Below are 17,219 nucleotides of genomic sequence, written 5' to 3'. Positions count from 1 at the left end.
GGAACTTAAAAACCCATAGGATATTTTTTAATGCATTTTTTTAGGCTTTGTTTCCTTTTAATGGTTACAGACCCAGTTTCAGGGTGTCGCCCGCGATACATCCCCTTTCTATTGTTTCAACTGCATTTTCAAAAAATCGGTAAACCGTTTCCAGGAGGCTTTATCGGCTTCTTCCTGGTACCGCTGGGAACCGAACACCGTAAACGCATGGGGAGCACCGCTATACGTAATCATTTCATGTTTTATCCCGTCCGATTCAAGCTGTTTTGCAAGGGCGGCAAACTCATCCATGGAAACGACCTTATCTGCAGTTCCGTGCATGACCAGGATTCGGCCTTTTGTATTTGAATAATCCTGCCCCTCCGGGGTCTTGAGCCCCCCGTGAAAGGAGATGAACCCCTTGAGGGATTCCCCGGATCTTGCCCATTCCAGAACAGCCGCGCCCCCGAAACAGTATCCGGCAACCATGGCATTCCCGGTGTCGCCCCCCAGGCTCCTGGCCTTTTCAAGGGCGCCTTTCATCAGGGATCTCATTTTTTCTCTGTCTTTATACAATTCCCCAGTAAGCCGACGTTTGTCATTGATTTCCGTTGGCCTGACCCCGGCTCCGAACAGATCCATGGCAAAGACCGAATATCCCAGCTCCGCCAGCATTCGGGAGCGTTTGATTTCGTAGTCGGTCAGGCCGTCCCAGTCATGGATCAGCAGAACCAAGGGAGCCTTTCTATTCTGGTTTATAACATATCCTTCATAAAGATTCCCGTTTACCGTATATTCAACCGTTTTCCCCTCACCGCCCCACATAACAGCCGGTAAAAAAAGAATGATTACAATCAATAGTGTTTTCTTCACGATAGACCTCCTATAAATTTGTTAGGTGACGTTTATTTTTTATAGCAACTTTTATTTAACTTTAAAACTCAATCTCTCTATAAATGATCAATGAACGAAAAACGGGCAAACATCCACTTACGATTTTTTGGGGGAGGATCAGTCTGCGCGACAATAGTTTGTTGTAATGTTGTTAAGATTCATCCATCATGCTACATTTATTCTTTGATTAAAATAAACATGGGAACAATATGCGAATCGCTGTCATTTCGGACATTCATGGTAATCTTGAGGCATTTAAAACGGTGCTGAAAGATATGGAACTTCAGGCGGTCAATAAAATTATTTCCCTGGGGGATAATATCGGATACGGCGCGGATTCCGAGGCGGTTATCCAGCAAATAATCGCACGCAGGATACCATCGATTCTTGGCAATCATGAACTGGCCTGTGTAAATAAAAAAGTGTATAAGTGGTATATCGGGGATGTAAAAAAATCGCTGGATGACACCCTGTCCAAATTGTCACCATCATCTATTGACTATTTAAAGGAATTACCCGTCAATCTTTCTCAGTATCAGGCTTTTTTTGTCCATGGGTTCTGGCCGGATTCTGTGCGACATTATCTTCACCAAATACCCAACTCTGAATTGCTCCACGCGTTTGGGCAGATAAAAGAATCCATCTGTTTTTTAGGGCATACCCACAAATTAAGCCTTATTTCCTCTGAAGATGGCGACATTCAGGTTCAATCATTGAATCCGGGGTTGACTCAGCTTAAAAAAAATAAAAAACATATGGTGAATGCCGGCAGTGTTGGCCAGCCCCGTGACGGCGACCCAAGAGCCAAATATGTGATCTGGGATACGGAAAGATATTGTCTGGACATCCGGTATATAGACTATGACAATCAAACAGCCGCCCGAAAAATACTGGCCGCAGGCCTGCCGTTTAAATATGCCCAGGCAGTAGATCCGGACATAAAAAAATAAGCCCCTCTCTTCTATAGAGCCTGTTTAAAAATTAGGGGATTGGGGCCATTCTCATGTGATTGCAGCCGATTCATCTATTTTTAAACAGGCTTTTAATTTACAGAACAGACCCCTTTGACAAAATTATAATCAAAAAGATCGCTGCAGGTCACAAATCCCATTTGAGCATCCACGGTCCAGACAGATTTTTTTGAACGGGTATCACTGCTCCAGAGCCACTTTTGATTGGCTGAAAATACAGGCTCCATGCAGAAATTGTCATCATGCATTGGGTTTACCAGTGACAGCATCTCGTTGATGGTGGGCATTCGCCAGTTTTGATATCCGCCGAATCCGGATTCGGACAGCATCTGGATATAACGTTGGGCCTGATCCCACATCATGGGATAGCGGGAACCGGATTGCTGCCAGATCAGATTGGTGGCCTGGTCTATAACCGTGGTATCACTTATTTTTTGAAACGCATTTTCAACAAAGACCGTCGGCTGGTGCAGATCATCCAGGTTAAAAACCATCCTCGCGTTTTTTGCAAGTATTCTGGACGATTCGGATCTAATGGGGAGAGTGGTTTTGATCTGAGGAGCCGTTTTTTCTTCCTGAGAAACATCAGCGGGAGTAAAACATTCCCTCTGCCTGGCATTCTTATATAGTACGGAAAACGCCTTTAGTTCCTCTGACATTGCCTCCGCTGTCTGGAACCGCTCATCTGGATGAGGGGCAATCGCCTTGAGAATGAACCGGTCACAGTTGCGATCCAATTGCGCATTTAATTCACTGGGCAGGGCTGGATTTTTATCGGGCAGATGACCTGTTACCATCCGATAAAGGATCACCCCGGCAGAATACAGATCTGCTCTTTGATCCACGGTTTCAGGAGAATCAATCTGTTCCGGAGCACTATAAAACGGTGTGCCAATGGTAAGTTTCTCTGCACTAAGCAATCGCTTTTCACCCCTTCGTTTGGAAAGACCAAAATCAACAATCTTCACCGTTCCTGTATCTTCAATCATGATATTAAAGGGTTTTATATCCCGGTGAATGATGTCCGCTTCGTGCAGGCGGCAAAGCCCTTCAATAATCTGGGTCATGTAATGGCAGGCTTTGTCAACGGACACCTTTCTGGAGGGCCTGTCTGCCCAATAGGATTCTCCAATGAGTTGTCCTAGATTCCGGCAGTAATATTCCATCAGGTAAAACAATTCATTTGCTGTCTCTTCAAGACTCCAGATGCTCACCACATTGGGATGCCGGATATTTGCAATCACCGCTGCCTCATGAATAAACTGCTCTCTGAGCCATGTTAAACCGACCTTTTTAATCAACGCCGGGCTAGGGGTGAACAATTTTAAAGCTGCTGTTTTTTCAAGCACCGGGATGGTGACGCGATAAATCCGGCCCATGGTGCCACTGCCGAGAAGTGCGTTGATCTGATATTTACCGATATCTTTGCTATTTTTACTGGTCATAATTTTTTACTTAAACGTCTCGTGAGTCATAAGTTATAATAATCAGTTATTTGATTTCATTACAATTATTGTTTTTATTCCCACAATTTGGCACAAAAAGATAGGGAACAAATCACACACCTGTCCAGCATTATGCTGATTTCGTCCTGAAATCATTTGGTCCCAATGCAAAATTTCCAGATTTTCGTTCAGACACGAGATAAATTTACCCGGCTATTGCCCGATTTTGGCCATTTCGTTGCTCATATTTTCCATGGCCTTCTGAACCGCCGGGTCCATCATGTATGACGCGGTTTTCATCATGGCTGCCGGCATTCTCACCGCCATATCGTCCAGCCTTTTCGCCTCTTTTTCCAGCGCCTCGGGGACTTTTCCGTCCTTGTATTCAGGATATTTTTCATTCAGGCTTTGAATCCGGGGAACCAGCTCCTGCATACCGGATGTATATGCGTCAACGGCCTTGGCCACATCCTGGGCGCTGCTCGCCTTTTCAAGGGTGTTCACAAATTGTTCCGTAACATCTGCATGCTGCTTAATAACATCAGCGGCATCATCACCCGGGGTAGATCCGCAACCAAAAATCAGTAACCCGGCCACTGCAAACACTACCATAATAGAAGCTATCTGTTTCATCTCTTCCTCCTTGAAAAAATTTTTATAAAAAAGTATGTGCAATCTACACAGATCTTTCAACTTTTGTTATGGGTTGAGTATCGGTGTTGATAGAGCAGCTCAGCCCATGGCCGTTATTGAACTTTTCGCGTTTCTTGAATCGTGTTGTATTTTTTTGAACAAGCGTTGGTGCAGGAGGGCTGCACCAACGCTTAAGTCGCATCTGGCAAGATGTGGTTTCAGCAACAGAATGCTGAAAACTAAAACAGAACGCTGGTTCATCCAAAGATTGGACAAAAAAGCGATATGTTAAGGACCGCAGATTAACGCAAGGCTTTCATGGCCCCCATATATCCACGCAATTTTTTACCCACAATTTCAACAGGATGATTCCGGATGGCATCGTTGACCTGGATCAGGCGGATGTTATCTACGCTGCTGTCTTCAAGAGCCAGGCCTTTACCGATCACATCGGCACCAAGGCCTGCCATGAAATCTTTGAGCATGGGAACTGCGGTATGGGCAAACAGATAACAACCGTATTCCGCAGTATCTGAAATCACCACATTCATTTCATACAGTTTTTTCCTGGCAATGAGGTTGGAGATCAAGGGCACCTCATGCAGGGATTCGTAATAAGCGGATTCGGCAATAATGCCGGCGGACACCATGGTATCAAAGGCTAACTCCACGCCGGCCTTGATCATGGCCACCATGAGAATGCCGTTATCAAAATATTCTTGTTCCGGGATGTCTGCGTCCTGGGAAGTCGATTTTTCAAACGCCGTATCCTGGGTCTGGTTCCGCCATGTGAGCAGGTTGGCGTCATCATTGGCCCAGTCTTCCATCATGGTTTTTGAAAAAGTACCTGTCATGATGTCGTCCATGTGCTTGTTGTACAACGGTGCCCAGATTTCCTTGAGCTGCTCGCTTAATTCAAAGGCCCTGATCTTAGCCGGATTGGACAGCCGGTCCATCATGTTGGTGATGCCACCGTGTTTCAGGGCTTCGGTCACGGTTTCCCAGCCATACTGAACCAGTTTGGATGCGTATCCTTCATCCATGCCGCTTTCAATCATTTTGTCATAGCACAGCAGTGCGCCTGTCTGCAGCACCCCGCATAAAATGGTCTGCTCGCCCATGAGATCCGATTTCACTTCGGCCACAAACGAGGACTGCAATACACCTGCTTTGTGACCGCCTGTGCCGGCTGCATAGGCTTTGGCAAGTTCAAACCCCTCTCCTCTGGGATCGTTTTCCCGGTGTACGGCAATCAGGGTGGGCACGCCAAAGCCTCTTTTGTACTCTTCTCTGACTTCGGTTCCCGGGGATTTGGGAGCCACCATGATAACGGTGAGATCTTCTCTGATCTGCATCCCCTCTTCAACAATATTGAACCCATGGGAGTAGGAAAGGCAGGCATCCTTTTTCATCAAAGGCATGACGGATTCAATGACATTGGAGTGCTGTTTGTCCGGGGTCAGGTTGATGACCAGATCTGCTGTCGGCAGCATCTGTTCATAGGTGCCTACGGCAAAGCCGTTCTCCGTGGCATTTTTCCAGGACTGGCGTTTTCCGGAAATGGCGGCTTCCCTTAACGTATAGGATACATCCAGGCCACTGTCCCTTAAATTCAGGCCCTGGTGCAGGCCCTGGGACCCGCATCCCACAATTACAATTTTTTTCCCCTTGAGTGCCTCAACCCCGTTAAATTCCGAAGGGTCCATGAACCGGCACTGGGACAGTTCTTCAAGTTGCAGCCGTAATGGCAGGGTATTGAAATAGTTGGTTCCCATATCTTGTCTCCTTAATTTTAGTGTTTGAACGAGAAGTCACCCATCTGCGCGTTGTAGAAAAATTTGTATATGGGTAACTTCTCGTCCAAACATTAGGTAAGTGTTGTAAATAAAATGTCTTAAAACTATTGTTGCGTCAAATGAATCATTTGCAATTTCATATTGCAGATAATGAAAGACTCTTTTAAAATAAGCAAAAACACGATCATTGACCATGTTAAGGTAAAAAAATAAAAATGGATATACGCACCCTTGAATTATTTCACCACCTGGCCGGATCCTTACATTTCTCCCGGACAAGCCAGGCGTGCAATATTTCACCTTCAGCCCTTACCCGGGTGATTCAGCGCCTGGAAACAGATGTGGGAAAACAGCTTCTTATCCGAGACAACCGCTGTGTGGAGCTGACTTATGCCGGACAGGTCTTAAAAAAATATGCCGAGGATGTGCTCAGCCGCTTTGAACGGCTCCAGGGGGAATTATCAAAGGATGCGATCCTGTCCGGCCAGCTTTCCCTTTACTGCTCGGTGACCGCCGCTTACAGCATCCTGCCCAGATTTATCCCCCGCTACCGGGCCGTGCACCCCGGGGTGCAGATTCACCTTGAAACAGGAGACCCTGCCCAGGCGATACATCGACTGATAAACCGGGATGCAGATGCGGTCATTGCAGCCCTGCCGGAACAACCCGGCGCCCAGATCAGTTTTTTGAATATGGCTGTCAGTCCCCTGGTTTTTATAGGGGCCAAACATTATCCAGATGTCCTGATAAAAGATGGCAAGGGGGGGCCGGACTGGAAAAAATTCCCTTTAATTCTCGCGGACAAAGGTTTAAGCCGGGAACGTATTGATAAGTGGTTTGTTGAAAATGCCGTGGTTCCGCGCATTTATTCCCAGGTTACAGGCCATGAAGCCATTATCGCTCTGGTGAACCTCGGATTCGGTATCGGCCTTGTGCCCCGGCTGGTTCTTGAAAAAAGCCCACTTTACCGGGATATTGTTGCACTGGACAATATGCCGGAACTGCCTCCTTATAAAATAGCCCTTTGCACACGAAACACGAACCTTTCCAATCCCCGGGTCCGGGCCTTGTGGGATATCGTTGCAGGGGCGTCTTGACGTCAGCTTTGGAAAATTTATTTTCGTTTAAACGAAAGAAAAATTGCCATGGGATTTACCGTATCATAATAAATCAGGGTGGCGTGGTCCCTGGCCATCTGTATCTTAGTGGAAAAGGCATCTGCGTTTTCCATGTTCAAAGGCGCCTTATCCGGAAAATAGATATCGGAATAGTATTCCGGATCATAGGGAGATAACACGACCTGCTTGGGTGTATCCACAGCAGAGACATGGCAGGGTATAAAAAATTCATAACAGACTACTCCATTATCAAGCCATGCATTAAACGCTTTGATGAACTTCACCTCAAAGGGCTTGCCGTCTATTCTGACATGGATGTAATAATTGTACGGGGCAATATAACCAAAGGCTTTTTCCTTAATCACCGCCACTTCTTTGGCATCCAGAGTCTGATTATGATCTGAGTCAAAATCCTCGCTGATCATGACGGAAAACATCTCGTCAAAGGTCCAGTTCACCCTGAAACCGGCCAGCCCCTGATCATCAAAAACAAAACCGGTGCGCTGGGAAATAAAGACATGGGGATGGGGTCTCCCGGGAAGGGGAACCAGGATAATTAAAAAAACAAGCAGTAGCTGAAAAAGCCAATTGGATCGGGGCATAGATATAAGCGCTGTTATGTGTATCGTGTCTTTTTCTATTTATATATGTATCAACCGATATTTTCAAGGCAGCGCATCAAAGTAACCCCATGCCCCCCGTGACAGAACAAGGCCAAAAGAGACTCGAGGCCTTGATTTTGAAGAATATCGAATTATATTCCATCGAAGTTTTGCCGAAGGCAACTGGCTGCTACATAACGTCAACCTGCAACAAAAAAAACCCGGAGATCCGACATATGCCACAAGAGACCCCCCGTCCCCCCGGTGTAATCCTGCAACGGGACGGTAAAACATTTGCCGCCCGGATCACGCCGCCTTCCGGAAAACTCAGCGCCCGGGATCTGGAAAAAATGGCTGAACTTGTCAGGGCCTATGACGTACCGGAGGTGAAGCTGACCTCGGGACAACGCATTGGATTTTACGGACTGAGCAGGGAAAATATTCACCGCCTATGCGACGCCATGCCGTTCAGAACCGGCGGACACTATGTCCAGGCATGCCCGGGGACAAAGTGGTGTAAATTTGGCCAGCAGGATGCCATGGGGCTTGCCCAGATCCTTGAAGAAAAATATGGATCCCTTCCAACACCGGCCAAAATCAAATTAGGCATTTCCGGCTGCACCTTTAGCTGCGCAGAATCGCGACTGCGGGACATTGGATTCATCGGCACGCCCAAAGGCTGGCGCATGTTTGTGGGCGGCAATTCAGGCATGAAACCCAGAATCGCTGATGAACTGGCAAAAGAGCTGTCCACGCAAAAAGCCCTTGAGCTTTGCCAGAAATTTCTCGACTTTTACTGTGAAACAGCTCCGGCCAAGAAAAGAACGTCCCGTTTTGTTGAAAAGATAGGGATCCAAACCATCAAAGAAAAATTAGGTCTCTAACCCAAAAACGACTTCAACCTTCATTCAGGAAAAAATAATGGAATCAAACACAACCTTTGTAAGCCCTGATGTCTTAACCACCCGGCAACCTTTTGAAAAACTGTTCCCCATCCAGGAGGAAACCCTATCGGCCATAAGCCAGGACATGGAGGTAAATGGGTTTGACCCGGTATTCCCCCTGGTGGTCTGGAAAGAGGGAAATGTACTCGTGGACGGCCATACCCGATTTGCAGCCGCCAAAAACATGAAACTGGATCAGGTACCGATAGTATATAAATCCTTTGAGGATGAGGATGACGCCCTGCTTTACAGCTTTCATGCCCAACGGAACCGACGCAATATGTCAGATGATGACATTGTAAAGTGCCTGGCGCTTTTGGATGTTGTGCACAAAAAAGAGGAAGCGGATCAAAAAACCACACGCAAGGCGGAAAACGAAATCCGGGCCAAAGAGCTGGGCATCAGTCCGCAGAAGGTGGACAAAGCCAGAAAGGTAATGGAATATGGCAGCCCCGATATCCAGGAACAGATTCAGGCCGGTGAAAAATCCATCAACAAGGCCTTTAACGAAGTCCAGGCCCAACGCCGCGAAAGTGGAGAAATTAGAGGCAAGGAGACCGACGGATTAGGGCTTTCGGCAAAATACACCCAGTCTCTGGGAAGGTTTCTCAAAGAACTGACCCGAATTCGAGAGCAGGGATGGCAGGAGGTCAGCCAGGAAAAAGCCGTGGCAGATATTGAAGCGATACTTGACCTGATCAGGGACTTAGATACTTGAAAAAAAAATAATATTAGGAACGTTTATTAATTTTGTGCTAAATTTATTCATCCTGTATTTCTATTTTAAACCCGTACGGAAGATAGGGGAGAGCAAATGAGCCGCTATCAAAAAACGGATTGACAAAAATCATAAATATTCTCGGTAATTAAAACATTTTGTTGGAATCATTATTTAAAAAAATTAAAATTAAAGTGTTAAGGGACTCTGCAGCGAAAAATCAGAAATTAAAGTCCGAAAAGGAATTGTATTCTGCTTTCAATGCCATGAAGTCCGCTGTTTTGATTATTGACAAAGATCACTATATCTTAAAATCCAACAGTGCTGCCGAGCGGTTATTCAATAAAAACGATTCAAAAATAATCGGTAAAAAATGCTGGACAGTTGTGCATGGCACTGCCCAACCGATTAAAGACTGCCCTGTTTTAAAAGCCGGCCAAAGCTTACAACAAGAATCTATTGAACTCCAAATTAATGAGAGATGGTTTGAGATCGTTGTAAACCCGATTCTCGATTATAGGAGAAGGCCCTCAAAATATATTCACATCATCACGGATATTACCGACAGCAAAAGGCTATCTGATCAATTACATCGCAGCCAACAACTGCTTGCGAACACTCAACGCTTGGCAAAAACGGGGGGCTGGGAATGGAATATAGAACGACAAAAGATGTATTGGACAAAAGAGTTGTATCGGCTGCATGGATTTGAGCCAAGTCAGTTTGAGCCTGGTTCGCCTGACCATATTAATACAAGTCTTGAGTGCTATAGCCCTGAAGACCAACCCAAACTATTGGATGCTTTCCATAGATGTGAAAAGGAAGGGGTTGCGTATGAACTGGAGTTTGAACTTCGAAGATCGTCAGGGGAAAAAATATGGATTAAAACCGTAGCCGAACCTATTTGGAAAGGCGATACGGTTGAAAAAGTCCTTGGTAATGTCATAGATATTACCGATCGAAAACATGCAGAAAAAGTACTTCGAAAAAGTGAACAGGCATTTCGAAATCTGTTTGATAATCATGCCGCCGTCAAGCTCCTTATTGATCCCGACACAGGCCGTATTATAGCGGCCAACAAGGCTGCAGAGAATTTCTATGGATGGCCTTGCACAACACTTGCACAAATGAATATTAATCAAATCAACACAAAATCCCTTGACGAAATTAAAACGCTAATGAGCAATGCGAAGAACCAGAAACGCATTCATTTTGATTTTCAACACCGATTGGCCGACGGTTCGATACGCGACGTTGAGGTGTTCAGCAGCGGTGTTGAAATGAACGGCCAAAAATATCTCCATTCCATTGTTCATGATATCACTGAACAAAAAAAAACGCAGCGGGATATGGAAGAACTGCAGATTCAAAATTGGCACCTCAAAAAACAGAAAAGTCTTAGCCGAATGGCAGGTGCGATTGCTCACCACTTCAATAATCACTTGATGGCGATCATGGGAAATCTGGAGCTGAGTCTTAAATTAATCGAGAGGGGGGAATCTCCTCTTAAAAATATAATGAAATCCATGCAGGTTGCTCAAACGGCAGCCAAAGTCAATGGTTTGATGCTTACCTACCTTGGAAAAAACGTTTCTGGAAAAATACAAATGGATATGGGCAAGGTCTGCAGTATGACCATACCTCTTCTTCGGGTCTCATTGTCATCAAATATTGTTCTGGAAACAGATTTTCCGAACCAGGGCCCCATGATTTATGGGCATGAAAATCAAATTCAACAGCTTGTCACCAACCTTGTTACCAATGCCGCGGAATCTTATCAAAAACAAGGCACCATCTATCTTAGTTTAAAGACTGTCCTTGCCAACGAAATACCTAAAAAGCATCGTTTCCCTGTAGCTTGGATGCCCGGGCAAGATGACTATGCCTGCCTGGAGGTCACCGACTCCGGTTGTGGAATTGAGGAACAGAACATCGAAAAAATATTCGATCCGTTTTTTTCGACCAAGGCCACGGGGAGAGGGCTTGAGTTACCTGTTGTGCTGGGGATTGCACAGGCAAACAATGGTGTCATTACCGTAGAAAACAAACGCGGTAAGGGGAGTACTTTTCGGTTCTTTACCCCTGTGAAAACAACGCTAAATTCATAATAGTTTACCAACATGGCCTTAACATCCCGGTGTACCGGGGTAGATACCAGGAAAACAGGTAATTATTTCCCTTGCGATTTTTTTATGGGAAATTCCTGCCCAATGACTGTGACATTTTTAATTTTATACGTAGATGTTAGTCATATAACACATTGAAAATATTAATATAATTCTACGCATTAATTCATTGGCATGATGGTTGCTTTTTTTTGACAGTAAAGCGAATGAAAAAGGCCACTAAATTAAAGGTGATGCATGTTATCCAATACTTCAAACATCAATGCGTTAATGACAGGAAGTTCTTCAGACGCCCTCATGGCAGCAACCAACAGCACAGTTTCCACAAAAAGTGGTTTTGCGATATCGGCATTTCAAGAGCAGTTAGACAAGGCCATACCGCAGAACTCCGGCATGGAAGATACAAGTGAAGTCAACGCCGTTGGGAAAAACACGGGGGTCGGCCTTTCAGGGGATACTCGTGTTCAGGCGGAGGCCTCACCGCTTGCCAATGCGCAAAAGCCCAATCTGTCCACGGGTGAACAGAACACTGAAATGTCCACGGTGGAAAAATCTAATTTTATTGTCCGAACAACTAAACAGAAAATTTCAGACATTGAAGATGTGCTTGAAAATGGCGGAGGCCCAAAATTTCTAACGGAATTAAAAAATCTGCTTTTATCCCTTTCCAATGGCGATCTGGACAATCTATCCCTGGATGAAAACGGGCTTGAAGCCCTTGGCGATCTACTTGTTCAGGCAGGTTTTGACCAGGCGTCTGTTGAGGCATTGATGTCGGATTTGACCCTTGCCCTTGAAGAGAAAGCCGGTCTGATATCCGTATCCGATTTCATGGATAATTTGTTTGAACTGCCCCTTGCCGAAGAAGAGGATATCACCCAGGCAGAGACGCTCATGCCTACCTCTGATCTGCCCTATATCAAATCCCTTTTGTCAACAATGGGTGTGGATGAGCCGCAAATTACCTCAATCATGGATAACGCCTCTGAAGGGAGCCGGGGGTTTGATTTTGACGATTTTATCGAACAGTTAGAGCAGCTTTTGAATACAGCCGATGAATCCGGCCGGACCTATCAGACAGATGGTGAGGACGCCGCATATACCACCCTTTTAAAACAGCTTGATCTGGATTCTTTTATTGAAGAATCCGGCACGCCTTTGAACCTGAGCACGTTAATCAATGCCTTTGCCCAGAAGCTTGATATGATAGAAGATAATCTATCAGACCAAACTGAACAATCCATACCAGACATGTTTACAACGGATTCTTTTGATGCACTTGCAACCCAGTCCGGCCGGCACGGATTGCTAAACCAGCTTTTTTCCGGACTGAATCTTCAGGAAGACAGCGAGACAACCGTCAATTCCGCCATAACGCTTAGCGCAAATTCAGACGCCATGGTCAAGGAAATTGAGGGCCGGATACAGGTTCAATTCATGGATCAAATCAGAGGGGGTGACGCGAGCACAAAAACAGCGGCTGATACCCAGGCGGTTGGCAATACGGTATCCACGGATATGCAAACAGGAGAAACCAATTCTGATAATACATTTAAAATAGCCAACCGTTTTTCTGACACAGCAGGAACAACCAAGGAATCGACATCACAGATGTCCATCAAAGCAGCCCAGGCCGATGCTGCGGCTCTGGAAAAAATGGCGTCCACCACCAATTCCCTGTCAGGGGAAACAACGTCCAAAAATCCAGAAACCCAGCCTTTTATTTTTAGCGTAGAGAAATCAACCACAACGTCGACGCTGGGAACTTCGGGCACCCAACGCACCCAACAGGCCTTTTCCACACTGCCCGACTTTGTCACCCGGCAAGTGGGCAAAAGCATTGTTCAGTCGATCAACACCGGTAACGACACCATCCGGATGCAACTGAAACCGTCTGAATTAGGCCGGGTATACATGAGTATTGACCATAATGGCAGTTCCATGAAGGTCAGCATAATTACTGAACACCAGTCAGCCAAAGATATTCTGGCAGCCAATGTCAATGAAATCAAAACCATGCTCTCCTCCTCGGGTATCAATCTTGAGAGTTTTGACGTTGATATGAGCAGCGATTTCCAGCAATCCATGGCCGATGCCCGGACCCAGGATCAGTCAGCCGGAAAGAAGCAGGCAACGCGTGGGGCCGGTGACGATACCCAGGAAGATGCGACAGATAATTTAACGGGTCAGGCCGCTGTTATAAATGACGGCGGATCGCTGCACTTTGTTGCGTAAGAGGCACACTTCTGCCATGGATCTGTCAAAACATTGACAGATCCATGGCAGAAGTGACGTTTTTTACCGGGATATTGCTTGCAGGCTATATTCGGTTTCTTTTTTTATAAAAAAAAGGTCTGTGTGACCTACACAGATCTTACAACTTTCATTATGTGCTGAACCACGGTGAAAAACCCAATTCGTCCATGGCTGTTATTCAGCCCTCCTAAAATAAATAATTTTGCAAAAAATTCTTCTTTCCTATAATCTTTACCATACGCTTTTTGTTATCCGCACTATCCAGGTAAAAACCAATACAGACTGGCATAAGATTTGCTGTCATTTCTTATAACGGCCATGGGCCGACCTGGTTTATCAATACCCAGGCTCAGCCTACAACGAAAGTTGAAAAACCTGTGTCGCTTACACAGACTGTCTTATAATAGCCATGGGCTGACTTGGTCTATCAATACCGAGGCTCAACCCACAACAAAGTATGAAAATAATTCAGTAACCTATTGGAACTTTCATATAAAACCTGATTTATCAAGGATATTCACGATTCAGCCTGCAAGGGCCGGCTGGGCAAACGACCAAATTATTTTGGGAGGTATTGTGGCTGAAGATCTGCTGGAAAAAATCGAAGGTGATAAACTGGCCGAATCCATAAACGATGGTGGCGGGGATTTAAATGGAGACGCTGTCAAAAATGGATTTATCGGCAAACTGCTGTCAGGGAAAAAAAAACTGATCATTATTCTGATTTGTTTTCTCCTTTTATTGGGTGGAATTGGTACCGGTGTGTTCTTTTTTCTGTTCAGCGACAAGGAAAAAGATGTCCCTGAACAACCGGTTGGTGAAGATGTCGTGACCGCGGAAAGCATTCAGGCAGCCCTGAAAGACCAGAACAAAACAATATTTGAGGATATTGTACAACTTGAACCCTTTGAACAGATATTTTTAAGACCGGATTCAAATATGCCTTACATATCCCTTGGTATCGCCCTTGAAATGATGGAACCCGGGTTTCGAAGACAGGTGTATACCATGGAGCCCAGAATAAGAAAAATAATTGAAACCCAGATCCGACAAATGAGATGGATGGAGCTGCGAAGCCCCCAAGGCAAACTGAAACTGAAATTTGCACTTCTCAACCGAATTAATCAAATTTTTCCCAAAGTTGCCATAAGGCATATTTATTTTACTAATTTTATAATGCAGTGATGGTGCCATGAGTGAAATTCTATCCCAGGACGAGGTTGACAGTCTACTAGACGGACTGGATTCCGGAGAAGTAGAAACCGAAGCCGATATTTCGGAGATTGCTGAGGAGCCGGTTGAAGGGGTCGTTGCCTATGATTTCACCAGCCAGGACAAAGTGGTCAGGGCAAGAATGCCCACTTTTGACGTTATTAATGAACGTCTGTCCAGGGAAGTTCGGGCCACACTGTCTTCACTGCTTCGGACCAATGTCGATGTATCTGCCAATCCCTTTGATACCCTGAAGTTTTCTGAATTCGTCCGCAGCCTACCTGTGCCCACAAGTCTTCATATGTTCAGGATGGAGCCGTTAAGGGGACATGGTCTGGTGGTGTTTGAAAGTCAGCTGGTTTATAACCTCATTGACACTTTTTTTGGCGGAGAAGCCTTGGGAAAAGCAAGGGTTGAAGGCCGCGAATTTACCCGAATTGAAGAGGTGATGATTAAAAAGGCTGTGGTGGCCGTCCTGAAAAATATTGAAACGTCCTGGGCACCCATAGAGCCGGTAAAAGCATCCCTGATCCGTTCGGAAATGAACCCGCAGTTCACGGCCATTGTACTACCCACAGACCTCGTTATTGTTACCCGGTTTGAAATTGAACTGGAACAGGCCGCAGGTAATCTTGTGGTCTGCTATCCCTATTCCATGATCGAACCCATGCGAAATAAGCTGTCATCCGGTGTCCAGGCGGAAATTGAAGAAATCGATTATAACTGGCGGCGAATGATTCAAGAGGTCATTCTCAACTCTGAGGTGGATTTAAGAATTCTTTTGGGCAAGACCGAGATCACCGGCGAACGGCTTTTATATATGCAGCCCGGAGATGTGATCCAACTGGATAATGACGCATCGGATCCGTTGTCCTGCTTTGTGGGAGGGCTTGTGAAACTGAAAGGCTTCATTGGTGTTCAGCGGGGATTTCAGGCATTTAAAATCAACGATAAAATTATAACTGACTGTAAGAGGTGAACATGGTTGATGAAAACAGCACCATAAATGATGAAGATATACAGGAAGAATCCGAACAAAGCGAGGATCATAGCGCAAGGGAGCTGGATTTTATCCTGGATATCCCTTTGGAACTTTCCGTGGAACTGGGCAAAACCAAGATGTTGGTCAACGATCTTTTGCAACTGGCCCAAGGGTCCATTATTGAATTGAACAAACTGGCCGGAGAACCCTTGGAAGTCTATATAAACCGTAAGCTCATTGCCCGGGGAGAAGTTGTGGTGGTCAATGAAAAATTCGGAGTTCGTCTCACCGACGTAATCACACCCATTGACCGTGTCAAATCCCTGGCTTCGGAAAATCAATGAATACGCATGCGGATATGTGGCTGGAATTTGGCAAAAGTTTCGGTATGCTGTTTGCCGTTCTGGCTTTTTTTCTGATAGCCCTTTATCTTGTCCGCAGATTCTCGGGGCGGTTCGGAAACAAAGATTCGATGGCGCTGATAAAGGTGTTATCCGTCCATCACTTATCCCCCAAAGAAAAACTGATTCTGGTAACTGTCCAGGATGAATCAGTTCTTATCGGAGTTTCGCCGGCCGGCATTTCGTCTTTAGCCCGTTTTGACAAGCCGCCAAAGGCGGCAACGGCATCAGAACCCCTCGAAACGGCCAAAGGATTTCAGAATCTGCTCAAAAAGAGTCTAATTAAAGGCAACGGTGTGCAGAGAATGCCCTTGAAAAATGATTCTTCCGATCTCCGTAACGATTCCGGTAAAGGAGAGATATCATGAGCAACTACGCCCGGCCGGCCGGATGGATAGGATTCATTGTGGTTACAGCCATGATGATCGCAGGTTTTGTTGATACGGCAGGCGCTGTCACCTTCCCTATTCCTTCCCTGGAACTTAATGTCACCGCAGCCCAGGAGCCCGAAGAAGTGGCGGTGGTCCTTGAAATCATTGCTCTTTTAACCATCATCAGCCTGGCTCCGGCTATTTTGATCCTCATGACGCCTTTTACCCGTATAACGATGGTGTTTCATTTCCTGCGCCAGGCGATAGGTACCCAGTCAAGCCCGCCCAACCAGGTGATTGTAGGGCTTTCACTGTTCATGACTTTTTTTATTATCAAACCTGTGGCTTTAGAGGTGTATGACAAAGCCTTAAACCCATACCTTGAACGTGAAATTTCCTATGAAACGGCCTTTGATGAGGCCCAGAAGCCCATACGAAAATTTATGCTGCTCAACACCAGGGAAGCTGACATAGCCCTGTTTGTCAAAGAGGCCGGCATAAAAAAACCTGAAAACCGGGATGATGTGTCGCTTTTAACACTGATTCCGGCCTATGTGATTTCCGAGCTTAAAACAGCATTTATCATAGGCTTTATTCTGTACGTTCCCTTTCTTGTCATTGATATGGTCGTCGCCTCGGTGCTGCTGGCCATGGGTATGATGATGCTTCCCCCGGTTATGATTTCCCTGCCCTTTAAGCTGATGCTTTTTGTCCTTGTGGACGGCTGGCATTTGATTGCAGGCTCGATGATTAAAAGCTTTGGAGTGTAAA

Annotated in this window: 16 protein-coding genes; 11 read left to right on the top strand and 5 right to left on the bottom strand. The window is 45.6% G+C overall.

The genetic code is table 11. From position 1 onward, the window contains the following. Positions 1-108: 108 nt before the first annotated feature. Positions 109-852: a dienelactone hydrolase family protein gene (locus EYB58_RS07920; protein ID WP_242637593.1), complete on the bottom strand. Its 744-nt coding sequence runs from the start codon at positions 850-852 to the stop codon at positions 109-111. A gap of 230 nt (positions 853-1,082) precedes the next feature. Between EYB58_RS07920 and EYB58_RS07915 the strand changes: the two genes are divergently transcribed. After that, positions 1,083-1,823, top strand: coding sequence for a metallophosphoesterase family protein (locus EYB58_RS07915; RefSeq protein WP_111954534.1), 741 nt, complete (start codon positions 1,083-1,085; stop codon positions 1,821-1,823). A 92-nt stretch (positions 1,824-1,915) separates the two neighbouring features. Here the strand turns inward: EYB58_RS07915 and EYB58_RS07910 are convergent, their stop codons facing one another. The 3 genes from EYB58_RS07910 to ilvC form a co-directional block, all read right to left on the bottom strand. Continuing rightward, on the bottom strand, positions 1,916-3,289 hold the full coding sequence (locus EYB58_RS07910; RefSeq protein WP_111954532.1) for a protein kinase domain-containing protein: 1,374 nt from the start codon (positions 3,287-3,289) through the stop codon (positions 1,916-1,918). A 213-nt stretch (positions 3,290-3,502) separates the two neighbouring features. Then, the gene (locus tag EYB58_RS07905) at positions 3,503-3,922 is read right to left on the bottom strand and encodes a hypothetical protein (RefSeq protein WP_111954530.1); all 420 of its coding nucleotides are present in this window, start codon (positions 3,920-3,922) and stop codon (positions 3,503-3,505) included. 302 nt (positions 3,923-4,224) lie between these two features. Then, the gene (ilvC, locus tag EYB58_RS07900; protein WP_111954528.1) at positions 4,225-5,697 is read right to left on the bottom strand and encodes a ketol-acid reductoisomerase; all 1,473 of its coding nucleotides are present in this window, start codon (positions 5,695-5,697) and stop codon (positions 4,225-4,227) included. Between the two features lie 236 nt (positions 5,698-5,933). Between ilvC and ilvY the strand changes: the two genes are divergently transcribed. Next, positions 5,934-6,815, top strand: a complete 882-nt coding sequence (ilvY, locus tag EYB58_RS07895; RefSeq protein WP_111954526.1) for an HTH-type transcriptional activator IlvY — start codon at positions 5,934-5,936, stop codon at positions 6,813-6,815. Between the two features lie 17 nt (positions 6,816-6,832). Here the strand turns inward: ilvY and EYB58_RS07890 are convergent, their stop codons facing one another. Further along, a complete protein-coding gene (locus EYB58_RS07890) occupies positions 6,833-7,438 on the bottom strand; it encodes a DUF1007 family protein (RefSeq protein ID WP_111954524.1) in 606 nt (201 codons plus the stop codon). A 236-nt stretch (positions 7,439-7,674) separates the two neighbouring features. On the opposite strand from EYB58_RS07890, the gene EYB58_RS07885 reads away from it, so the two are divergent. The 9 genes from EYB58_RS07885 to fliP all read left to right on the top strand — a co-directional run bounded on the left by EYB58_RS07885 (position 7,675) and on the right by fliP (position 17,218). Next, on the top strand, positions 7,675-8,322 hold the full coding sequence (locus EYB58_RS07885) for a nitrite/sulfite reductase domain-containing protein (protein ID WP_111954570.1): 648 nt from the start codon (positions 7,675-7,677) through the stop codon (positions 8,320-8,322). Positions 8,323-8,359: 37 nt separating this feature from the next. Next, positions 8,360-9,100, top strand: a complete 741-nt coding sequence (locus EYB58_RS07880; RefSeq protein WP_111954522.1) for a ParB/RepB/Spo0J family partition protein — start codon at positions 8,360-8,362, stop codon at positions 9,098-9,100. A 161-nt stretch (positions 9,101-9,261) separates the two neighbouring features. Continuing rightward, on the top strand, positions 9,262-11,208 hold the full coding sequence (locus tag EYB58_RS07875; protein WP_242637592.1) for a PAS domain-containing sensor histidine kinase: 1,947 nt from the start codon (positions 9,262-9,264) through the stop codon (positions 11,206-11,208). Positions 11,209-11,463: 255 nt separating this feature from the next. Continuing rightward, the gene (locus EYB58_RS07870) at positions 11,464-13,461 is read left to right on the top strand and encodes a flagellar hook-length control protein FliK (RefSeq protein ID WP_111954518.1); all 1,998 of its coding nucleotides are present in this window, start codon (positions 11,464-11,466) and stop codon (positions 13,459-13,461) included. 597 nt (positions 13,462-14,058) lie between these two features. After that, complete coding sequence (locus tag EYB58_RS07865) at positions 14,059-14,667, top strand: flagellar basal body-associated FliL family protein (RefSeq protein ID WP_242637591.1); 609 nt, start codon at positions 14,059-14,061, stop codon at positions 14,665-14,667. 7 nt (positions 14,668-14,674) lie between these two features. Continuing rightward, positions 14,675-15,673: a flagellar motor switch protein FliM gene (gene fliM / locus EYB58_RS07860; protein WP_111954514.1), complete on the top strand. Its 999-nt coding sequence runs from the start codon at positions 14,675-14,677 to the stop codon at positions 15,671-15,673. Positions 15,674-15,675: 2 nt separating this feature from the next. Further along, the gene (gene fliN, locus EYB58_RS07855; protein WP_111954512.1) at positions 15,676-16,020 is read left to right on the top strand and encodes a flagellar motor switch protein FliN; all 345 of its coding nucleotides are present in this window, start codon (positions 15,676-15,678) and stop codon (positions 16,018-16,020) included. Further along, a complete protein-coding gene (fliO, locus tag EYB58_RS07850) occupies positions 16,017-16,445 on the top strand; it encodes a flagellar biosynthetic protein FliO (RefSeq protein WP_111954510.1) in 429 nt (142 codons plus the stop codon). Before fliN ends, fliO begins: the two co-directional genes overlap by 4 nt. After that, positions 16,442-17,218, top strand: a complete 777-nt coding sequence (gene fliP, locus EYB58_RS07845; protein WP_111954508.1) for a flagellar type III secretion system pore protein FliP — start codon at positions 16,442-16,444, stop codon at positions 17,216-17,218. The genes fliO and fliP overlap by 4 nt, the downstream gene beginning before the upstream one ends. Position 17,219: the final 1 nt, after the last annotated feature.

This window comes from Desulfobacter hydrogenophilus, assembly GCF_004319545.1.
Lineage (GTDB): Bacteria > Desulfobacterota > Desulfobacteria > Desulfobacterales > Desulfobacteraceae > Desulfobacter > Desulfobacter hydrogenophilus.
This window is presented reverse-complemented; position numbering and strand designations above follow the sequence as displayed.